The sequence below is a fragment of the Alphaproteobacteria bacterium genome, assembly GCA_016124955.1.
GTDB lineage: Bacteria > Pseudomonadota > Alphaproteobacteria > UBA9219 > RFNS01 > RI-461.
Genome location: WGMR01000002.1, coordinates 46,668 through 65,114 on the forward strand (window position 1 = coordinate 46,668; position 18,447 = coordinate 65,114).

At 59.1% G+C, this 18,447-nt stretch carries 18 protein-coding genes; 10 read left to right on the forward strand and 8 right to left on the reverse strand.

Going from position 1 to position 18,447, the window contains the following annotated elements:
- Nucleotides 1–7: 7 nt before the first annotated feature.
- On the reverse strand, nucleotides 8–700 hold the full coding sequence (locus GC131_00375; GenBank protein MBI1272528.1) for a ubiquinol-cytochrome C chaperone: 693 nt from the start codon (nucleotides 698–700) through the stop codon (nucleotides 8–10).
- On the opposite strand from GC131_00375, the gene bamE reads away from it, so the two are divergent.
- Complete coding sequence (gene bamE / locus GC131_00380) at nucleotides 630–1,061, forward strand: outer membrane protein assembly factor BamE (protein MBI1272529.1); 432 nt, start codon at nucleotides 630–632, stop codon at nucleotides 1,059–1,061. The genes GC131_00375 and bamE overlap by 71 nt on opposite strands.
- 6 nt (nucleotides 1,062–1,067) lie before the next feature.
- Here bamE and GC131_00385 read toward each other — a convergent pair whose 3' ends face one another.
- From GC131_00385 to GC131_00400, 4 genes are all read right to left on the reverse strand, one after another.
- Nucleotides 1,068–1,949 carry an N-formylglutamate amidohydrolase gene (locus GC131_00385; GenBank protein ID MBI1272530.1) on the reverse strand — a complete coding sequence of 294 codons (882 nt, stop codon included), beginning with the start codon at nucleotides 1,947–1,949 and terminating at the stop codon, nucleotides 1,068–1,070.
- An 11-nt stretch (nucleotides 1,950–1,960) separates the two neighbouring features.
- Complete coding sequence (gene uvrB, locus GC131_00390; protein MBI1272531.1) at nucleotides 1,961–4,087, reverse strand: excinuclease ABC subunit UvrB; 2,127 nt, start codon at nucleotides 4,085–4,087, stop codon at nucleotides 1,961–1,963.
- Between the two features lie 91 nt (nucleotides 4,088–4,178).
- Nucleotides 4,179–4,703: a hypothetical protein gene (locus tag GC131_00395; GenBank protein MBI1272532.1), complete on the reverse strand. Its 525-nt coding sequence runs from the start codon at nucleotides 4,701–4,703 to the stop codon at nucleotides 4,179–4,181.
- 99 nt (nucleotides 4,704–4,802) lie between these two features.
- Entirely contained in the window at nucleotides 4,803–5,363 is a 561-nt protein-coding gene (locus tag GC131_00400) for a hypothetical protein (GenBank protein ID MBI1272533.1), read from the reverse strand.
- Nucleotides 5,364–5,393: 30 nt separating this feature from the next.
- Here GC131_00400 and GC131_00405 point away from each other — a divergent pair, with 30 nt between their 5' ends.
- Genes GC131_00405 through pgsA form a run of 6 tightly spaced genes read left to right on the forward strand, consistent with a single transcriptional unit; the run spans nucleotide 5,394 to nucleotide 11,806 of the window.
- The gene (locus GC131_00405; protein ID MBI1272534.1) at nucleotides 5,394–6,740 is read left to right on the forward strand and encodes a glutamate--tRNA ligase; all 1,347 of its coding nucleotides are present in this window, start codon (nucleotides 5,394–5,396) and stop codon (nucleotides 6,738–6,740) included.
- Nucleotides 6,737–8,119: a cysteine--tRNA ligase gene (locus GC131_00410; protein MBI1272535.1), complete on the forward strand. Its 1,383-nt coding sequence runs from the start codon at nucleotides 6,737–6,739 to the stop codon at nucleotides 8,117–8,119. Before GC131_00405 ends, GC131_00410 begins: the two co-directional genes overlap by 4 nt.
- Before the next feature lie 11 nt (nucleotides 8,120–8,130).
- Nucleotides 8,131–8,892 (forward strand): RNA methyltransferase, encoded by a 762-nt coding sequence (locus GC131_00415; GenBank protein MBI1272536.1) that lies wholly within the window; start codon nucleotides 8,131–8,133, stop codon nucleotides 8,890–8,892.
- On the forward strand, nucleotides 8,889–9,326 hold the full coding sequence (locus tag GC131_00420; GenBank protein MBI1272537.1) for a FolB domain-containing protein: 438 nt from the start codon (nucleotides 8,889–8,891) through the stop codon (nucleotides 9,324–9,326). Before GC131_00415 ends, GC131_00420 begins: the two co-directional genes overlap by 4 nt.
- A 23-nt stretch (nucleotides 9,327–9,349) precedes the next feature.
- Nucleotides 9,350–11,236, forward strand: coding sequence for an excinuclease ABC subunit UvrC (gene uvrC / locus GC131_00425; protein ID MBI1272538.1), 1,887 nt, complete (start codon nucleotides 9,350–9,352; stop codon nucleotides 11,234–11,236).
- A 9-nt stretch (nucleotides 11,237–11,245) separates the two neighbouring features.
- Nucleotides 11,246–11,806, forward strand: coding sequence for a CDP-diacylglycerol--glycerol-3-phosphate 3-phosphatidyltransferase (gene pgsA, locus GC131_00430; protein ID MBI1272539.1), 561 nt, complete (start codon nucleotides 11,246–11,248; stop codon nucleotides 11,804–11,806).
- On the opposite strand, the gene GC131_00435 is transcribed toward pgsA, so the two are convergent.
- Nucleotides 11,784–12,713 (reverse strand): hypothetical protein, encoded by a 930-nt coding sequence (locus GC131_00435; GenBank protein ID MBI1272540.1) that lies wholly within the window; start codon nucleotides 12,711–12,713, stop codon nucleotides 11,784–11,786. The two genes, pgsA and GC131_00435, sit on opposite strands and share 23 nt — an antisense overlap.
- Nucleotides 12,714–12,719: 6 nt before the next feature.
- Nucleotides 12,720–14,480, reverse strand: a complete 1,761-nt coding sequence (sppA, locus tag GC131_00440) for a signal peptide peptidase SppA (protein ID MBI1272541.1) — start codon at nucleotides 14,478–14,480, stop codon at nucleotides 12,720–12,722.
- Nucleotides 14,481–14,558: 78 nt separating this feature from the next.
- Here sppA and GC131_00445 point away from each other — a divergent pair, with 78 nt between their 5' ends.
- A complete protein-coding gene (locus GC131_00445) occupies nucleotides 14,559–16,007 on the forward strand; it encodes a deoxyribodipyrimidine photo-lyase (protein ID MBI1272542.1) in 1,449 nt (482 codons plus the stop codon).
- Between the two features lie 121 nt (nucleotides 16,008–16,128).
- A complete protein-coding gene (gene rpmG, locus GC131_00450) occupies nucleotides 16,129–16,290 on the forward strand; it encodes a 50S ribosomal protein L33 (GenBank protein ID MBI1272543.1) in 162 nt (53 codons plus the stop codon).
- On the opposite strand, the gene GC131_00455 is transcribed toward rpmG, so the two are convergent.
- Nucleotides 16,291–17,616 carry a tetratricopeptide repeat protein gene (locus GC131_00455; protein MBI1272544.1) on the reverse strand — a complete coding sequence of 442 codons (1,326 nt, stop codon included), beginning with the start codon at nucleotides 17,614–17,616 and terminating at the stop codon, nucleotides 16,291–16,293.
- Between GC131_00455 and rlmJ the strand changes: the two genes are divergently transcribed.
- Nucleotides 17,615–18,445: a 23S rRNA (adenine(2030)-N(6))-methyltransferase RlmJ gene (rlmJ, locus tag GC131_00460; protein ID MBI1272545.1), complete on the forward strand. Its 831-nt coding sequence runs from the start codon at nucleotides 17,615–17,617 to the stop codon at nucleotides 18,443–18,445. The genes GC131_00455 and rlmJ overlap by 2 nt on opposite strands.
- Nucleotides 18,446–18,447 lie beyond the last annotated feature (2 nt).

Consider the following 18,447-nt stretch of genomic DNA (forward strand, 5'->3'; position numbering starts at 1 on the left):
TGTTCCGTCACGGCGCCTGTAAGGCCTGTTCGCCCGCGATAATGCCGGCCGCGGGCATGCCGCAAAGATGCTGCCATTGTCGTTGCACATAGCCCGCCATCAATGCAAGCGCCTTCATATCGGTATCGACCGTGCCGAAAAGGTTGCGATCAAGCGCAGGCAGCAACGCCGCTTCACCGCCCGCCAGTGCGGCACGGTAAGCGCGGGCGCGGCCCGTGAACGCCTCCCCCATCGCGCGCATGCGCTTGCCCACGCCCATATCGCCCGTACCCATTTCGCGCAAATTGCGATCAAGATCGGCCGCCAGATAATCCACCAGAGCCTGCGCCGCCGCGGCCTCGCCGCTATCCTGCAGCCGCAAAACCACCAGCACGACATGCAGCACAAGCAGATCGAACCGGCCGTCGAGCGTATCGGGCACGCCATAATCACGGTAGAAGACCGGATTACGCACTTGCGTAACGATAGCGGCGTGCAGTAACTGAATGTCCGGTACCCGGGGGGCGGGTTTGACGATGCCCAGTATCCGGGCGATCAGGGTCATGGGATCCTGCCATATTGCAATTAGCCAAGAGCTTGGTAGCCTATAGCGCATGACGAAATCTTCATACAGTTTTCGCGCCGCCCTGATGGCCGGTATGGTTGGCTGCACGCTTCTGGCCGCCGCCTGCACGCCCGTGGTCGCGAATCGCGGCAACATGGTGGACGCCGACCGGCTGGCCGAGATCAAGGCCGGCGTAAGCACGCGCGAGGAAGTGGCGGTGAAGCTTGGTTCGCCTTCGCACATCGCCGCGCTTGATGAAAACACCTGGTATTATATCGGTCGCCGCACCGAGCAATACGCCTTCTTCGACCCCGAAGTGACGGAGCAACAGGTCGTGCTCGTGACCTTCGACGATGCCGGTATCGTGAAGGATATCGAGAAGATCGATACATCCGGCGCCAAGGATATCAGCCCGGTTCAGCGCGCGACGCCGACCTTCGGCCGCGAAACCACGCTTATACAGGATTTGTTCGGGAATGTCGGCCGCCCCGGTGCGCCGAAAAAGGGCGGAAAGTAACCGGCGCTATTCCGCCGCCAGGCGTTCCGGCATCGGTTCGCGCAAAAGCTCGCCGATCAATTTCGTGAAAAATTCGCGCATGCGGTTTTGCAGCTTGGGGAAGTTCGCGGTGCGCGCGACCTTGTCTTCATCCAGATACAGCGCGCGGCTAATTTCAAGCTGTAGCGCATGGAACCCTTCATGCGGCCTGCCATGGCGGCGCAAAATCTCGACGCCCTTATACGGATCGTTGACATCCACGCTATAGCCCAGATCGCGCAGCACATGCGCACAGGAACGCGTGAAAGCCGGGTCACAGCTTTGGCCGTCGCGGTCGCCCACCACAAAATCGGGCCGGCGCTGCGCGCCGCCTTCGGCCGTTGGCCAGCTTGAAGGCATGGAATGCGCGTTGATCAGCCACACATGCCCCGCCTGCTTCGACAGATTGCGCAGCGTGCGTTCGAGCACACGGTGATAGGGCCGGTAAAACTGGTTCAAACGGGTTTCAACCTCGGCCATCGGCAGCGGCTTCTGATACATTGGCACGCCTGCCTTGCACATACGGCGCACGAGCCCGAGACCGTGCAAAGTACGTTCGGTCGGGCGCAGCGGCTTCGACCACTGGCCATCGATCACCATCGGATCGATATCGTCTTCGGCGCGATTGACATCGATATAAGCGCGGGGGAATTGCGCCACGATCACGGTCGCACCCATATCCACGGCGCCGACCACCAGTTCGTCCACATATGCATCTTCGGTCTGGCGCAGCATCGGGAACGGACAGCTATAGGCGAAATCTGCCGGGTAGGTGCGCCCGCTATGCGGCACATCGATCACCAGCGGAATGCGCGGCTTGCCGAAATCGGGTTCGAACACCTTTATGAGGCCGGGAATATCAAGCGCCATTTATACAACCATCAACGTTTGCGGGGTTTGCTTTTGGCCATAGATTTATTCCCTGCCGCGCGCTTTGTCGAGGCCACAGTTGCGGAAGCCGCTTTTGCTGGCGCAGCAGCGCCGCCCATTTCAAGTTCCATCGCCTCCAGCCGCCGGACTTCGTCGCGCAGCCGGCCCGCTTCCTCGAACTCCAGATCGCCCGCCGCCTGCTTCATGCGCTTTTCCAGATCGCGGATATGCGCGCGCAAATTCTTGCCGATCAGATGCGGCGCATCGCTGCCGGTTTCGATCGTAAGGTGATCGCGCTCGTACACCGATTGCAAAATATCGGAAATGGATTTCTTCACGCTTGCGGGCGTGATGCCGTGTTCGCGGTTGAATTCTTCCTGCTTCGCGCGGCGGCGCGAAGTTTCAGAAAGCGCGTATTTGATGCTTTCGGTTTCCCTGTCGGCATACAAAATTGCCTTGCCTTCAATATTGCGCGCGGCACGTCCGATCGTTTGCACCAACGCGGTGCGCGAACGCAGATAGCCTTCCTTGTCGGCATCGAGGATGGCAACAAGCCCGCATTCGGGGATATCAAGCCCTTCGCGCAGCAGGTTGATGCCGATCAGCACGTCATATACGCCTAGCCGCAGATCGCGGATAATTTCGATACGCTCCAACGTTTCGACATCCGAATGGATATAACGGACCTTGATGCCCGCCTCGCCCATATATTCGGTCAACGCCTCGGCCATTTTTTTCGTCAGCGTGGTGACAAGCACGCGCATGCCCTTGCCCACCACTTCGCGCACTTCCGCGAGCAGATCATCGACCTGATGTTCGGTCGGGCGCAAAATCACCGGCGGGTCGGTTAGCCCGGTCGGGCGGACAACCTGTTCGGTAAACACGCCTTGCGTGCGTTCAAGTTCCCACGGGCCGGGCGTGGCCGAAACAAAAACGGTTTGCGGGCGCATCGCATCCCATTCTTCGAACTTCAGCGGGCGGTTATCGGCGCAGGAAGGCAGGCGGAAGCCGTATTCCGAAAGCGTGGTCTTGCGCGCAAAGTCGCCGCGATACATGGCGTTAAGCTGCGGCACCATGGCATGACATTCATCGACGAACAGCAGCGTGTTTTCCGGCAGATATTCGAACAGGGTCGGCGGCGCCTCGCCCGGCTTGCGGCCTGTAAGAAAGCGGCTGTAATTTTCGATGCCCGCGCAGCTACCGGTCGCAAGCATCATTTCCACATCGAACTGCGTGCGCTCGCGCAGACGCTGCTCTTCCAGCAATTTCCCGGTTTCGATCAGGTACTGCAGCCGCTCCTTCAACTCGGCCTTGATCAGCGTCACCGCCTGCTGCAATGTCGGCTTGGGCGTGACGTAGTGGCTGTTGGCATAGATGCGCACGCCCTTCAGCTTGCGGCCCTTGGCGCCCGTGAGCGGGTCTATCTCCGCAATCTCCTCGATATCGTCGCCGAACATATTGATGCGCCACGCGCAATCTTCAAGATGCGCCGGGAAAATTTCGACCACATCGCCGCGCACGCGGAAATCGCCGCGGCCGAAGCCGATATCGTTGCGGCGGTATTGCAGCTCGACCAGCCGCGCGAGCAACGCTTGGCGCGAAAGCGTTTGCCCGACCTTCACATCAAGCACCATTTCGGAATAGGTTTCGACCGAACCGATGCCATAGATGCAGGATACGGACGCGACGATAATCACATCGTCCCGCTCAAGCAGCGCCCGCGTCGCGCTATGGCGCATGCGGTCGATCTGCTCATTCACCATTGCTTCTTTTTCGATATAGGTATCGGTGCGCGGCACGTAAGCTTCGGGCTGGTAATAATCGTAGTAGCTGACGAAATATTCGACCGCGTTATCCGGGAAAAACCCCTTCATTTCGCCGTACAGCTGCGCCGCCAGAGTTTTGTTTGGCGCGAGGATGATGGAGGGGCGCTGCAGCCTTTGGATCACATGCGCGACCGTAAAGGTTTTGCCCGAACCCGTAACGCCGAGCAAAACCTGGTCGCGCTCCCCCGCTTCAATACCTTTGCACAATTCGGCGATCGCCTCCGGCTGGTCACCGGCGGGCGTATAATCCGATTGCAGGGCGAATTTCTTGCCCGCTTCGGGGCGGTGCGTAGGCCGCACGACATCGGCCATTGCCGGAAAAACCTTCATCGCTTCCACATCAATTGATTGCAACGCCAGTGTAGCGAATTGCGGGCCGCGATGCAGGGGTTTTTATGCGGGCTTACGAACCCGGGCCGCCTTCGGGCGTGCCGGGCGTTTTACCCTTTGGCTTGAAGGCCAGTACCGTTGCCGGTGTGGCGGCGCTCATCTGCTGCGTACCGGGACGCGCCGGAATATTCAGCATGGGCGCGTTCAGCCTCATCACATTGTGCCCCTCGGGCAGCATACTTATGAAAGCTACGCGCGCAGCTTCGATAAAACCCGCAGGGGAACGTTTCAGGGGAAGCGCATCGATAAGATCGTCGCAGGCAGCCCGAACCTGCCGAAGATTCGGCCGCTCGCCATCTTCGAAAAGACCCACAATTTTTGGCCGTGCGATAGCCGCTGCCCCGGGCCCTTCGCAAAAATCCTTAATCGCCTTTGCGTGGTTCGGGGCAAAAAAACCCGCCGAAGTTCTTTCCAGCCCCCAATCCGCCAGCACCAGACCGATCCCGTAGGCAGCCGTATTATGCGCCTCGATCGCGGCAATCGCACCTTCAGGCTTTACCGCGACAATGATATCCTTTTCAGATATCCCCGCAGCCATCAAAGCCGTTTTGTAAGGTTGCGCGGATATAAGATTGCGCATTGAAATCAAGACTTGCGACAAAAATGCCCCCATACGAAAAATCAAGCTTGGAAATAATCAGCCTTGTTTCGGATTTTGCTGGGGTGCGAAGAGAGTAACGACCTTGGCTAAAGATTCAATCTGTCCAGCAAGAAGTTCGCGCTTGGCTTCCATGGAAAGGCCCCTGAATTCCACGACATGGTTGTATAATGCCGGGTTATCACTGTGATGCGCCACAATATCCGGATCGCCGATCGCGACAAGACGCGGACGTATAATATTGTTCGGCTCGCGGCGCAAGGCAAAGCCGATTTCCTCGGCCAGATTCGGCGGCGGGTTAATGTTATATGAAGCCGGATCCGATGAATGAGCCTGCGGCCGCACAGCCCAATCAGCAAGGATCACGGGTACGCCGCACGCCCTGTTGTTGTGGTTTCTTACGACTTGGATAGCCTGACTGGCGTTGCTGACCCCCATAACCTCATGCTCGGGGAAAACCGCCTGCATCAGCCGGACGTCCATCTCGTGTTTTGTGCAATATAAAATCTTCGCCACAGAAATACCCTCAAAAACCCCTGTAAATTCAGCGGCAATATACAGGTTGGGTATGCTGCAATGAAACCCAAGATTTACTTTCACATCACAAAAAAATCCTGCTAAAACAAGGCCATGTCTGTAAAGGTTCGCATCGCACCTTCCCCCACGGGGCTTTTGCATATCGGCAATATCCGCGCCGTGCTGTTCAACTGGCTGTTCGCGCGCGCGCAGGGCGGAAGCTTTGCGTTGCGCCTTGACGATACCGATCAGGAGCGTTCGACCCCCGCTTTCGCCGAAGCGATCGAGCGCGATCTGAAATGGCTTGGCCTCGGGTGGGACGAATTCTCCCGTCAGTCGGACCGCTATGGCCGCTATGAGGATGTGCTGAACGAATTGAAGGCCAGCGGGCGCGCCTATGATTGCTATGAAACGCCGGAGGAGCTGAGCCTCAAGCGCAAGACGCAACTCGCGCGCGGGCTGCCGCCTATTTATGACCGCGCGGCGCTGAAGCTGACGGATGCGGATCGTGAAAAGTTTGCCCGTGACGGGCGCAAGCCGCACTGGCGTTTCCGGCTCGACGACGAAGATGTGACGTGGGACGATGTAATCCAGGGCACCAAAACCTTCCCCGCCGGCGCGGTTTCCGACCCCGTTATCGTCCGCGAAGACGGCGTGCCGCTTTACACTTTCTGCTCGGTAGTCGATGACGCCGATTTCGGCACCACCCATATTATTCGCGGCGAAGATCATGTCACCAATACCGCCGTGCAGATCAGAATATGGCAAGCGGTGACGCGCGTTGCGCCGCCCGTGTTCGCGCACTTCCCCCTCTTGGTCAGCGCCGACGGCAAGGAAATGAGCAAACGGCTCGGGACCCTGAGCGTCGCCGGGCTGCGCGACGAAATGAAGATAGAAGCGATGGCAATCAACGCACTGCTGGCGCGGCTGGGCACGTCCGACCCCATTACGCCGCACGTATCGCTCGATGAGCTGATCGACGGTTTCGATTTAAAGAAAATTTCGCGCGCCACGCCCAAGTTCGACGTGGAAGAGCTTGGCATGCTGAATGCCAAAATTCTGCATATCACGCCCTATGGCATGATCGCGCCGCGGCTGAAGGTGATGGAACTGGAACAGGTTGACGAGCCGTTCTGGAACGCGGTGCGCACCAATTTGACCAAGCTGGATGACCTGAAGATGTGGTGGGATGTCGTGCACGGCGCGATGAAGCCAACGATCACCGACAGCGAGCTTGCCGCCGCCGCGCTTGATGTGCTGCCCGCCGAGCCGTGGGATCAATCGACCTGGCAAACATGGACCGAAGCCGTGAAGGCCAAGACCGGCAAAAGTGGCAAGCAGCTTTTCATGCCGCTTCGGCTCGCGCTCACGGGCCACGAACAGGGGCCGGAGCTGAAAAACTTCTTGCCCCTTATCGGCGCCGAGCGCGCACGCGCGCGGCTGGCGGGGAAACAGGGATGAAACTTTCGGTTTATAACACCCTTTCCCGCACGCAAGAGCCGTTCGAGCCGATCGATCCCGGCCATGTGAAAATGTATGTGTGCGGACCGACCGTGTACGATCTCGCGCATCTCGGCAATGCACGGCCCGTGGTCGTATTCGATACGCTCTACCGGCTTTTGAAGCGCCATTACCCGCGCGTGACCTATGTGCGCAACATCACCGACGTGGATGACAAGATCATCGCCAAGCACAAGGAAAGCGGTGAGCCGATCGAAAGCATCACGGCGCGCACGACCAAGGCATACCACGACGACATGGCGGCGCTGAACGCGCTTTCGCCCGATATCGAGCCGCGCGCGACCGCACATATCGCGGAAATGATCGCGATGATCAAGGCGCTGATGGATAAGGGCCACGCCTATGCCGCCGAAGGGCACGTGATGTTCAACGTGCCTTCGATGAAGAATTACGGCGAACTTTCCCGCCGTTCGCGCGACGAGCTGATCGCGGGCGCGCGTGTCGATGTCGCGCCCTACAAGAAAGACCCGGCCGATTTCGTTTTGTGGAAGCCGAGCGCGGCGGACGTGCCCGGATGGGAAAGTCCGTGGGGCCGCGGCCGCCCCGGCTGGCATATAGAATGTTCGGCCATGGCCGGCGCTCATTTGGGCGAAAGCTTTGATATCCATGGCGGCGGGCTCGATTTGATTTTCCCGCACCATGAAAATGAAATTGCGCAAAGCTGCTGCGCCAGCGGCAACAAGGTGTTCGCGAAATACTGGGTTCACAACGGCTTTCTGACGATCAACAGCGACAAGATGTCGAAGTCATTGGGCAATTTCTTTACCGTGCGCGATTTGCTTGCACGATACCCGGGCGAAGTTATTCGCTTCGCGCTGCTTTCCGCGCATTACCGCCAGCCGCTGGATTTTAGCGAGGAAGGGCTGCAGAATGCCAAAGCGACACTTGATAAATGGTATGGCGCGCTGCGCAACGAAACCGTTATCCAGGCCGACAAAACCGGCGCGCCTGCGGAGGCCGTTGAAGCCGCACTGCTCGATGACCTCAATACCCCGCTCGCGATCGCACATATGCACGAGCTTGTCGGCGCGTTGAACCGCGAAGCCATCCCGGCCGAACAGGCGCAGATAAAGGGCAGGTTGCTGGCAAGCGGCGCTACGCTCGGGCTTTTGCAACAGGACCCGGAAGCATGGTTCCGCTGGACGCCCGCGGGCCGGGGCAGTCTGAGCGACGACGAGATTGAGAAGCTGATCGAAAAACGCAATGCCGCACGAGCAGCCAAGGATTTTGGCACATCAGATACAATTCGTGTTTTAATGGCTAATGACGGCATTATTCTCGAAGATAACGCAGGCAAGACCACATGGCGACGCGGCTAGGCATGGATGGTATGACCACCCCCGCCATCATCCTCGTGCGTCCGCAGATGGTCGAGAATATCGGCATGAGCGCCCGCGCCATGATGAATTGCGGGCTTTCCGAAATGCGCATCGTGGAGCCGCGCGATCCGTGGCCTTTGGAAAGCTGGCTCGATGAGCGGTTGCACGCCGCTTCATCGGGCGCCGACGCGGTGCTGGACGATGCCAAGGTTTTTCCCACGCTTGAAGCGGCAACCGCCGATCTGCAACACATCTATGCCACCACCGCGCGCAACGACCGTGCCGTGGTCAAAAACTGGTTTACCGGCCGCGCCGCCGCTGCCGATATGCGGGCGCGCACCGGCACCGGGCAACGCATAGGCATTTTATTCGGGCCCGAACGCACGGGGCTGACGAACGACGATCTGACGCTGGCCAACGATGCCATCACCATACCGCTCAACCCGGCCTTTTCATCGCTCAACCTCGCGCAGGGCGTGTTGCTTGCGGGATATGAATGGTATCAGGCGGGTGACAGCACGGCGGATGTGTATTTGCACGATACCGAAAGCCACCCCGCCACCAAGGAAGAGCTAACCAACCTTTTTGGCCGGCTTGAGACCGAGCTTGAAACCGCCGGCTTTTTCACAACCGCCGAGCTGCGCCCCATTATGCAGCGCAACTTGCGCAACACCTTGCAACGTGCACAAATGACGGAACAGGAAGTACGGACCTGGCACGGAGTTCTGTCCGCGCTTGTGGACGGGCCAAAACGGGCAAAGAAGGCATCATGACCAACAGCAAACATAGCGCCGAGATTATCCCCCTGCCCCGCGAAGATACGGGCGTAAAAGAGGATACGATTTGCATCTTCCTGCGCGATATCGAAGTGCCGCTGCGCGTCGGCGTCTATGATAGAGAAATGCAGCGGCCTCAAACCGTGCGCATCAATATCGAGATGCATATGCGGCTAAACCACCACTTTGCCGAGCGCAGTGCAGCCGATATCAGGCACAGCATCAATTATGCCGGCCTGCACGGCTATATATTCAACGAACTGGCGGCCGCACCGCACATCCCCTTGCTTGAAACGGTGGCTGAGATGATCCTTTCCCGCTGCCTAGCCGATCCGCGGGTCGATAGGGCCGAGGTTCGGCTCGAGAAGCCGGCCGTGTTGGCGGGCACGGCGGGCGCCGGCGTGGTTATGACAAGGCATCGCCGGCCCTAGTTTTATAAACCGCAAACAATATAATGGGTTGCATGGGCAACCCGACACGCAGCCATAAAAGCTTTGAAGCCGGCGCGGTGATCATTCGCGCGCATTTGAAAACGCTGCCCGCCAGCCCAGGCGTGTACCGCATGATGAACGCGGACGGCAAGGTGCTTTATGTCGGCAAGGCCAAGAAACTGAGCCACCGCGTAGCCGCCTATACCCAGCGCGGGCGGCTGCCCACCCGGCTACAACGCATGGTAGCGCAAACGCGGGGGATGGAATTCGTCGTCACCCGCACCGAAGCGGAAGCGCTTTTGCTTGAAGCCAACCTCGTGCGCGAATACCAGCCGCATTTTAACATCCTGTTGCGCGACGACAAAAGTTTCCCCTATATCGTGATCCCGCGCGGGCACAAATTTCCGGGCCTTTACAAGCATCGCGGCCCGCGCACGCGCAAGGGCTGGTATTTCGGGCCCTTCGCCTCCGCGCTCGCGGTCAACGAAACCATGATCGCGCTGCAGCGCGGCTTTCTTTTGCGCAACTGCACCGACAATATTTTCGCCGCTCGCAATCGCCCGTGCCTGCAATATCATATCAAGCGCTGCACCGCGCCGTGCGTGAACAAGGTAAGCGAAGCCGCTTACGGCCAGCAGGTGCGGGAAGCGCGGGATTTTCTGGGCGGCAAGAGCAGCACGATCCAGCAAGCGCTGGCGGAACGCATGCAGGAAGCCAGCGATGCGCGGGATTACGAAACTGCCGCCAGCCTGCGCGACCGCATCAAGGTTCTGACCATCATTCAATCGCGGCAGGATGTGAACGTGGCGGGCACGGGCGACGCCGATATCATCGCCGCACATCAGCAAGCGGGACAAACCGCGATCCAGATTTTCTTTTTCCGCAACGATCGCAACTTCGGCACGCATACCCACTTCCCCGCACACGACAAGGAACAGCCGGCGGGGGAGGTTTTGGCCGCCTTTCTTGCGCAGTTCTATACCGACAAGCCTGCGCCGCCGCATTTGTTGCTTAGCCACACGCCGGATGGCGCAAAGCTGCTCGCGACTGCGCTTACCAGCCATGCGGGGCACAAGGTAACGATCAGCGTGCCGCACAAGGGCGAAAAGAAGCGGCTTATCGCACATGCGCTTTTAAACGCCAGGGAAGCGCTGGCGCGGCGCATGGCCGACAAAGCCAGCCAGAACAGGCTTTTGCACGGGGTGGCCGAAAATTTCGGGCTGCCCGAACCGCCGCAGCGGATCGAGGTTTACGACAATTCGCATATTCAGGGCACCAACGCCGTGGGCGCCATGATTGTGGCCGGACCGGAAGGCTTTATCAAAAAGGGCTACCGCAAGTTCAACATCCGCGATTTGCCGCCGGGCGCTGCGCATGACGATTACGCGATGATGGAGGAAGTATTTACCCGCCGCTTCCGCCGTTTGACCGAAGAAGACCCGGAACACAAAAGCGGCACATGGCCCGATCTCGTGCTTATCGACGGTGGCATGGGGCAGCTGAACCGCGTGCGCGCCGTGATGGCCGAACTTGGCCTTGGCGAAATACCGTTGGTTGCCATAGCCAAGGGCCCCGACCGTAACGCCGGGCGCGAGCGATTCTTTATGACCGGGCGCGCGCCCTTCTCGCTTGAGCCCCGCGACCCGGTGCTTTATTACCTACAGCGGCTGCGCGACGAGGCGCACCGCTTCGTGATCGGCGCGCATCGCGGCAAGCGCGCCAAGCAGATAAGCCAGACCGGGATCGACGAGATTCCCGGCATTGGCGCGGCGCGCAAACGTTCGCTGTTGCACCATTTTGGCTCGGGCCGCGCGGTGGCGCAGGCAGGGATTGACGATCTGCAACAGGTGGCCGGGATCAGCGCTTCCATGGCCAAGAAAATTTATGACTATTTCCACAATGCGCGCTAGACTGGCGGCATGTTCCGCAGCCTCCCCAACCAGCTGACGCTGGGCCGCATTCTTGTCATTCCGCTGATCGTGATCCTGCTCGCCTTTGCCGCGCAGGCATGGGCAGCCTGGGCCGCGCTCGTGCTGTTCGTCGCCGCCGCGCTGACCGACATGCTTGATGGCTGGGTGGCGCGCCGTTATGGGCAGGTTTCGCGCATCGGCGCTTTCCTCGATCCCATTGCCGACAAATTGCTGGTGGCGGCCGTGATTTTGCTGCTTGTGAATATAGGCAGCATCGCCGGGCTTTCCATTCTGCCCGCCGTGATCATTTTGCTGCGCGAGGTCGCGGTTTCGGGCTTGCGCGAATTTCTGGCCGAAGTGCGCGTGGGCGTGCCGGTAAGCCAGCTCGCAAAATGGAAAACCACGATCCAGTTTTTTGCGCTCGCGTTCCTGATCATCGGAAACCACGCGCCGGATTTTATTCCCGCGCACGCGATCGGCATACTGCTGCTATGGGCCGCCGGCGTGCTGACCGTGATCACGGGATGGGATTACTGGCGCGCCAGCATCAGGCATTTCGAGCAGGACTGAGCCCGCGCCAAGACAGAATACGCTTGAAGATAACCATGCCGAGAATCCACGGAATTTCGCCTATCACCATAATCACTCCGGCCTCGCCCGGCAGAAACATAAATGCCAATGCAATGGCCAACGCGATATTCGGCGCGCCAGAGGCCAGCGCATATGTAATCTTGACATCAGGCATTTTTGCAAAAGCAAAATACCATCCGATTGCATAAAAAAACGCCTGCAAGACGCCAAGCAGCAATACATAGCCAACAACCATGGCCGGGTCGGCCATTAAATACTCGTTCTTGCGGGCAATAACAATTGCCACCACAAGGAACATGAGTATCACGGTTACAAAACTCGTATGGTCCTTGATAAAAGCATGTCCCTGCGGCCAGCGACGAAAAAGCGCCATATACAGGCCGAGCGGCAGCACAACCATGATCAAGAGATTGACGAACATGCCGACCGTGTCGATCGCCACATGCTGGCCGACAACGAGCTCAAATATTCCGGGTATTGCCACAGGCGCAAATATGCTGGAAAGAAGCACAAGCCCCATCGCCAGCCCGGCATGGCCGCCAAGCATACCGGCCCATGCCGGTATCGTCACGCCGGCAGGCGCTAGCGTAAACAATAGAATAACCTGCCCGAGATCGGGCCAGAAGGCCATAAAAGCAAAGTAAATCATAACCGGCAGCAGAAGAAACCGGATGACATAAAAGACCGTTCCCTGCCTGAGATTGGCGAGGTTGAAATCCTGCACCGCCACCTTGGAGCTTGCGCAGAATATCGTGATCGCTATCGCAAGGGTAATAAACCAATCGGGCATGGCGCCGAATTGCGGAAACAGAAGCCCGGCCCCGAGAGAGGAGAGCATGGCTATCCCGAAATGTTTCTCAACAAAGGCTTTGGTTTTCCGCCACATGCAATATCAATAAACCTCGACAGACGCGGGCATACGAGCCGCGAGACCGGGGCTGAACACGCCCGTAAATACCTGCATCGCGCGGTCCAGCCGCACCGCCACGTCAGACATCGCGCCAACGGCGCCGACCTGCTTGTTGATCTGTTCGATGATTTTCATAATGCGCTCGGCAGGGCTAAGCGGCTTGGGGAACGGTTGCACCAGCACCGGCGCATCGGCAGCCAGCGCAAGCTTTGCGCGCACATACTGCATGGCGGTATCGAAACCGCCCAATTCATCCACCAGTCCGTTCTTCAGCGCTTGCGCGCCCGTGAACACGCGGCCCTTGGCGACATCGGACATGCGTTCAGGCGGTATCTTGCGCGCTTCCGCCACGTGATCGACGAAATTTTTGTAGATATCGTCGATCAGCATGTTGGCGCGTTCCTGCTCGGCCGGGGTGTAATCGCTGAGGAACGACCACATGCCGCCATGTTCACCCTGCTGCAAAATGCCCCAGTTGATGCCAAGTTTCTTCCACATATCTTCGGTTACATATTTACCGCCGACAACGCCGATCGAACCCGTGAGCGTTCCCGGCTGCGCGACGATATAATCGGCGTTCATAGCGATCCAGTAGCCGCCGGAACCGGCGACGTTTGCCATTGATACAACCACGACCTTGCCCTTTTCCTTTGCCCGCACCACCGCACGGCGAATGGTTTCGGCCGCGATGGGCGAACCGCCTGGGCTGTCGATGCGGAAAATAATCGCTTGCACGTTTTCATCTTCCCCCGCCAGCGCGATGGCGCGCGCAATCTCCTCGGACCCCGCGATGCCGCCGCCGAAGCGCCCGGCCGGGCCGCCGCCCTGCACGATCATGCCGTCAGCATGCACGAGCGCGACCTTGGCTTTCGGTTCCTCGCTTTGATGGGCGAAGCCGATATACTGGGCGGGCGATACGAACGCGGCGTCATCGCCATATTCGCTGTCGATCAACGCATCCAGCTCATCGGTATAGCCGATTTTATCGACCAGCTTCAGTTGCAGCGCCGCTTCAGCCGTATAAGGGCCGTTTTCGATCAGCCATTGCGCATCCTTCAGCCCCAGCCCGCGGCCCGCCGCGACGCCTTCGGCCATTTGCTGCGCAACATCCTGCATCAGCGCCTGCATCATCGCGCGCGCGGGTTCGCTGAAATCATCCCGGGTCAGGCTTTCCATCGCATTCTTGTATTCTTCGCGCTGCATAAAGTTTGCGCGCACGCCGATATCGGCCAGGGCGGTTTTCGCGAACGGCACTTCGGCGCGCAGCCCCGTCAACCCGACAATGCCGACAGGCTGCAGCCAAATTTGTTCGAACGCGGACGCAAGGTAATAGGCGCGGCTGCCGGAGCTGAATTCCCCGAAGCTGGGGGCGAAGGCGTACGAAAATTTTCCGCTTTCACGGAAACGCCTGAGCGCGGCCATGATTTCCTGCGCCTGCGCCATCGGCGGCAAATTGGCGCCAAAACGCGCCACGACACCAAGCACGCGCGGATCCTTGCGCGCGCGATCGAGTGCGCGCACGACATCCTGCAAAACGGTTTCCTGTTCGCGTACCGCAAAATCAAGCGGGCCGGAACTTTCCTGTTCCACCAACGGCTTGTTGAAATCGAGCGCGAGGACGATCTTTTCCGGCTCCGGCGCGGGCGCATGCCGCAGATTGGCGGCAATAAAACCGGCGGTGATGACAAGCCCCGTCGCCAACAGGCCGATAGCGGCGAAAATACGGATCACGATCTTTTTCATGACACCCCTGTAACAGCCCGATTGCGACCGGACCGTTATAACAGTATCACTGGATGAAAACCAGCGGCAGGATGCCCGATGACGGTAACCTCTACACCCATAATATATTGGCACAGGCAAGATCTGCGCCTGCGCGATAACCCGGCGCTTTGCTGGGCGGCGGAACGCGGCCCCGTCATTCCGGTTTATATATTGTGCGACGATGATGCCGGCCGGTGGCCGCTTGGCGGCGCTTCGCGCTGGTGGCTTCACCATTCCCTCGACCATTTGCGGCAAACATATGCAAAACGCGGCATCACGCTTGTATTTCGTCGCGGGATGGCGCTTGAAGCCCTGCACGCGCTGGCGAAGGAAACCGGCGCCAAGTCCGTGACATGGAATCGTTGCTACGAACCGCACGCGACCGAGCGCGATACGCAGATCAAAAACGCGCTGCATAAAAACGGCATAACGGTCACCAGCCACAATGCCGCGCTTTTGCATGAGCCGTGGGATATTGAAACAGTAGGCGGCGGGCCATACAGGGTTTTCACGCCCTTTCACAAGGCCTGCATGGCGGCGCCGAACCCGCCGCGCACGCTGGAAGCCCCGGCGCTTATGGCGGCGCCGGCCACACCTGTGCCGGGCGACGATTTGCACGCGTGGCGATTGCTGCCGAACACGCCGGATTGGGCAAGCGGTTTGCGCAAAAGCTGGGAGCCGGGCGAAGCAAACGCATACGAGGTTGCACGCGATTTCACCGAAGACGCTTCGGGCGGTTACAAGGCCGACCGCGACCGGCCGGATAAACCGGGCACATCGCGCCTTTCTCCTCACCTCCATTTTGGGGAAATAAGCCCGCAGCAGATATGGGAACTGGCGGAATCCGCAATTGCGGAAGGCAAGACACACGCAGCCGGGGCGGAGGCGTTTCTACGGCAGCTCATTTGGCGGGAATTCAGCTATCACCTGCTTTACCATTTTCCCGCCACTGCCGAAAAACCGCTGCAACCGAGCTTCGCGCATTTTCCATGGGATACGGATGAAGTGACGTTGCGTGCATGGCAACGCGGCCGGACCGGGTTCCCTATCGTGGATGCGGGCATGCGGCAATTGTGGCAGACGGGCTGGATGCATAACCGCGTGCGGATGATCGTCGCTTCGTTCCTCGTGAAAGATCTTCTAATCCCGTGGCAAGAAGGCGCGCGGTGGTTTTGGGATACGCTGGTCGATGCCGATCTTGCGAACAACACAGCGGGCTGGCAATGGATTGCGGGTTGCGGCGCCGATGCCGCACCCTACTTCCGTATCTTCAACCCCGTGTTGCAGGGCAAGAAATTCGACCCGCGGGGCGATTACGTGCGCCGCTTTGTGCCGGAACTGGCGAAGCTGCCGGATGCCCATATCCATGCCCCGTGGCTTGCTCCACCCGAAACGCTTGGCAAAGCCGGGGTTATACTTGGCAAAAACTACCCCGAACCGATCGTTAACCACGCGGCGGCGCGCTTGCGCGCGCTCGATGCCTACCGGCAAACCCGGAAAGCCTAGGGCTTACAGATAGTTATGGGCGACCGCGCGCACGATTTCGGCATGGTTGACAAGCGAAGGCGTTTCCACGATCTTGCAGCCCTGAATTTGCAGGCATTACAGAGATAAACAAGGATCAGTCATGGCCAAGGTAAAGACCGCCGTTAAGATGGAAAGCACGGAAGGCACCGGCACGATTTACGTGACGAAGAAGAACCCGCGCAACCAGAAGAAGCTTGAGCTTCGCAAGTACGACCCGAAGCTGCGCAAGCACGTGATGTTCAAGGAAGGCAAGCTGAAGTAATCACTTCCTTGCCACAAACATCGTGCCGACAACCGGCAGGCCGGATTCAAGCCGCAACGTAAAATCTTCACATACCAGAACTTCGTAGCCGTGCCGGGTCGCCAGCCTGCGCAGATAGCTTTGCTTGTGCGCGAAACGCTTCACAAGATTGAGCGCGTAATCCACCCCGGCATTTTCGCTCAGCATTTCGGTGGTCAGCGCAAACAGGCCGCCGGGGCGCAGCGCGCCATGCACGGCTTCGAACAAACGTTCGAGCGGCCCGATATAAGGCAGCACATCGACCACGACCGCGATATCGGTCTCAAGGCCGTTTTCCTTCATCACATCGACAATGTCGCCGGTGTAAAGCTTGTCATAAAGGCGGCGCTGGCGCGCCTGATTGAGCATGGCTGGCGAAAGGTCGATCCCCACCAGGCTTTTCGCGCATGACTTGAACACAAGCCCCGGCAGCCCCGTGCCGCAACCGAGATCGAGAACGTCATAGCGCCTGCCCGCTTCAAGAAACGGCCCCAGCGCTTCCCGCATCACCGTTGGCGCCTTGTACCCAAGCACGCTGATGAGCTTGTCATCGAAATGTTCCGCGATCATGTTGAACAGGCCCCGCACATATTCGCTCCCGAGCCCGCTCGGCCCCGTATATTCCGCCAGTTCGACCATGCCGCGCATATTGTCGTCCGGTTTCAGCGCCATGTAATGATCGAAGGCTTTTCTGGCCTTCTCGATCGCGCCGATGGTCGCGTAAGCGCGCCCGAGATGAAGCCACGTATCGGCATGATCGGCGTTATGCCATGCCAGATTTTCAAGCAAAGCGACGGCTTCGGTATGGCGCTGCAGCCATATCAGCGCCATGCTGAACTTGATGGAAAAATCGACACCCGGGCTGGCGCCAAGCAGAAAAATTTCCTGCGCCACCTCGGCCGCTTCCCGCCAGCGTTCCTGCGCGGCCAGCAGATGACATAGCTCGCACATGCCCGGCACATTGCCGGGCACGCGTTCGATGAAGGCGCGGAGCATTTCTTCCGCCTCCCCATCCTTGCCATGCCAACGGTACAGGCGCGCGAGATCACCCGCCACGCCGCTGCGCGCTGGTGCAAGCGCATGCGCACGCTGCATCGCTTCCAGCGCTTCGTCCTTCAGGCCAAGCTTGATCAACACCCGCCCAAGCGCAACCCAGCCTTCCGCTTCGCACGGGGCATGCTTGAGCGCCTTTTTGAAGCAGGCGACGGCTGCAAAAAATTCATCCCGCGCGGTGCAGCCATAGCCTTCGATCATCTGCGAGGCAAAGTCATTGCCCACCGGGCTGTCTTCAGTCATACCTGTTCCCATGAACTACCGTCACGCCTACCATGCTGGCAATATTTGCGATGTTGTCAAACACGCCGTCCTTACCATGCTGCTCGGGCACATGGCGCAAAAGGACACGCCCTTCGCCGTGCTTGATACCCATGCGGGAACCGGGCGTTATAACCTGACCGACGAACGCGCCCAGAAAACCGGCGAGGCCGATGGCGGCATCCGCACCCTGATCAAGGCCGACCCCATCCCCGAACTTGAGGATTACTACAAGATCATCCAGAAGCTGAACGGCGGTTATATTGTCAATATATATCCGGGTTCGCCGCTTGTCGCGGCGGAGATGCTGCGCCCGCAAGACAGGCTTGCCGCCTGCGAATTGCACGAAGAAGATTGCAGCGCGCTGAAAACCTTGTTCCGGCATAACAAGCAGGCACATGTGCACGCACGCGACGGCTATGAAGCGATGGGCGCGCTGTTGCCGCCGCCCGAAAAGCGCGGCCTTGTGCTGATCGACCCGCCCTACGAACAGCCGGATGAATTCGGCAAGGTCGCCGCCATGGTCGGCAAGGCCATGACACGCTTTCCGTCCGGCATCTATATGATTTGGTACCCGATCAAGGACCGCGCCGCCATCTGGCGGTTTCAGGAACATATGGCACAAACCGCCATCCCCAAACAGTTGATCGTGGAATATATTTACGGGCGCGAAGAACGCGGAGACCGGTTGAACGGCAGCGGGCTGCACATCATCAACCCGCCCTGGAAACTTGATGAAAAGCTCGCGGCGCTGATGCCAAAGCTGCATGCGGCGATGCCAACCGGCTTTTCGGAAACCCGGATCAAGTGGCTGACGGCCTGAAC

Excerpts from the sequence above, each read along its gene's own strand:
- bamE (MBI1272529.1), top strand. The coding sequence starts at position 630 with ATGGCCGGTATGGTTGGCTGCACGCTTCTGGCCGCCGCCTGCACGCCC.
- GC131_00375 (MBI1272528.1), bottom strand. The coding sequence starts at position 700 with ATGTTGCCGCGATTCGCGACCACGGGCGTGCAGGCGGCGGCCAGAAGC.
- GC131_00385 (MBI1272530.1), bottom strand. The coding sequence starts at position 1,949 with ATGGCGCTTGATATTCCCGGCCTCATAAAGGTGTTCGAACCCGATTTC.
- uvrB (MBI1272531.1), bottom strand. The coding sequence starts at position 4,087 with ATGGCCGATGTCGTGCGGCCTACGCACCGCCCCGAAGCGGGCAAGAAA.
- GC131_00395 (MBI1272532.1), bottom strand. The coding sequence starts at position 4,703 with ATGGCTGCGGGGATATCTGAAAAGGATATCATTGTCGCGGTAAAGCCT.
- GC131_00405 (MBI1272534.1), top strand. The coding sequence starts at position 5,394 with ATGTCTGTAAAGGTTCGCATCGCACCTTCCCCCACGGGGCTTTTGCAT.
- GC131_00410 (MBI1272535.1), top strand. The coding sequence starts at position 6,737 with ATGAAACTTTCGGTTTATAACACCCTTTCCCGCACGCAAGAGCCGTTC.
- GC131_00415 (MBI1272536.1), top strand. The coding sequence starts at position 8,131 with ATGACCACCCCCGCCATCATCCTCGTGCGTCCGCAGATGGTCGAGAAT.
- GC131_00420 (MBI1272537.1), top strand. The coding sequence starts at position 8,889 with ATGACCAACAGCAAACATAGCGCCGAGATTATCCCCCTGCCCCGCGAA.
- uvrC (MBI1272538.1), top strand. The coding sequence starts at position 9,350 with ATGGGTTGCATGGGCAACCCGACACGCAGCCATAAAAGCTTTGAAGCC.
- pgsA (MBI1272539.1), top strand. The coding sequence starts at position 11,246 with ATGTTCCGCAGCCTCCCCAACCAGCTGACGCTGGGCCGCATTCTTGTC.
- GC131_00435 (MBI1272540.1), bottom strand. The coding sequence starts at position 12,713 with ATGTGGCGGAAAACCAAAGCCTTTGTTGAGAAACATTTCGGGATAGCC.
- sppA (MBI1272541.1), bottom strand. The coding sequence starts at position 14,480 with ATGAAAAAGATCGTGATCCGTATTTTCGCCGCTATCGGCCTGTTGGCG.
- GC131_00445 (MBI1272542.1), top strand. The coding sequence starts at position 14,559 with ATGACGGTAACCTCTACACCCATAATATATTGGCACAGGCAAGATCTG.
- rpmG (MBI1272543.1), top strand. The coding sequence starts at position 16,129 with ATGGCCAAGGTAAAGACCGCCGTTAAGATGGAAAGCACGGAAGGCACC.
- rlmJ (MBI1272545.1), top strand. The coding sequence starts at position 17,615 with ATGAACTACCGTCACGCCTACCATGCTGGCAATATTTGCGATGTTGTC.
- GC131_00455 (MBI1272544.1), bottom strand. The coding sequence starts at position 17,616 with ATGGGAACAGGTATGACTGAAGACAGCCCGGTGGGCAATGACTTTGCC.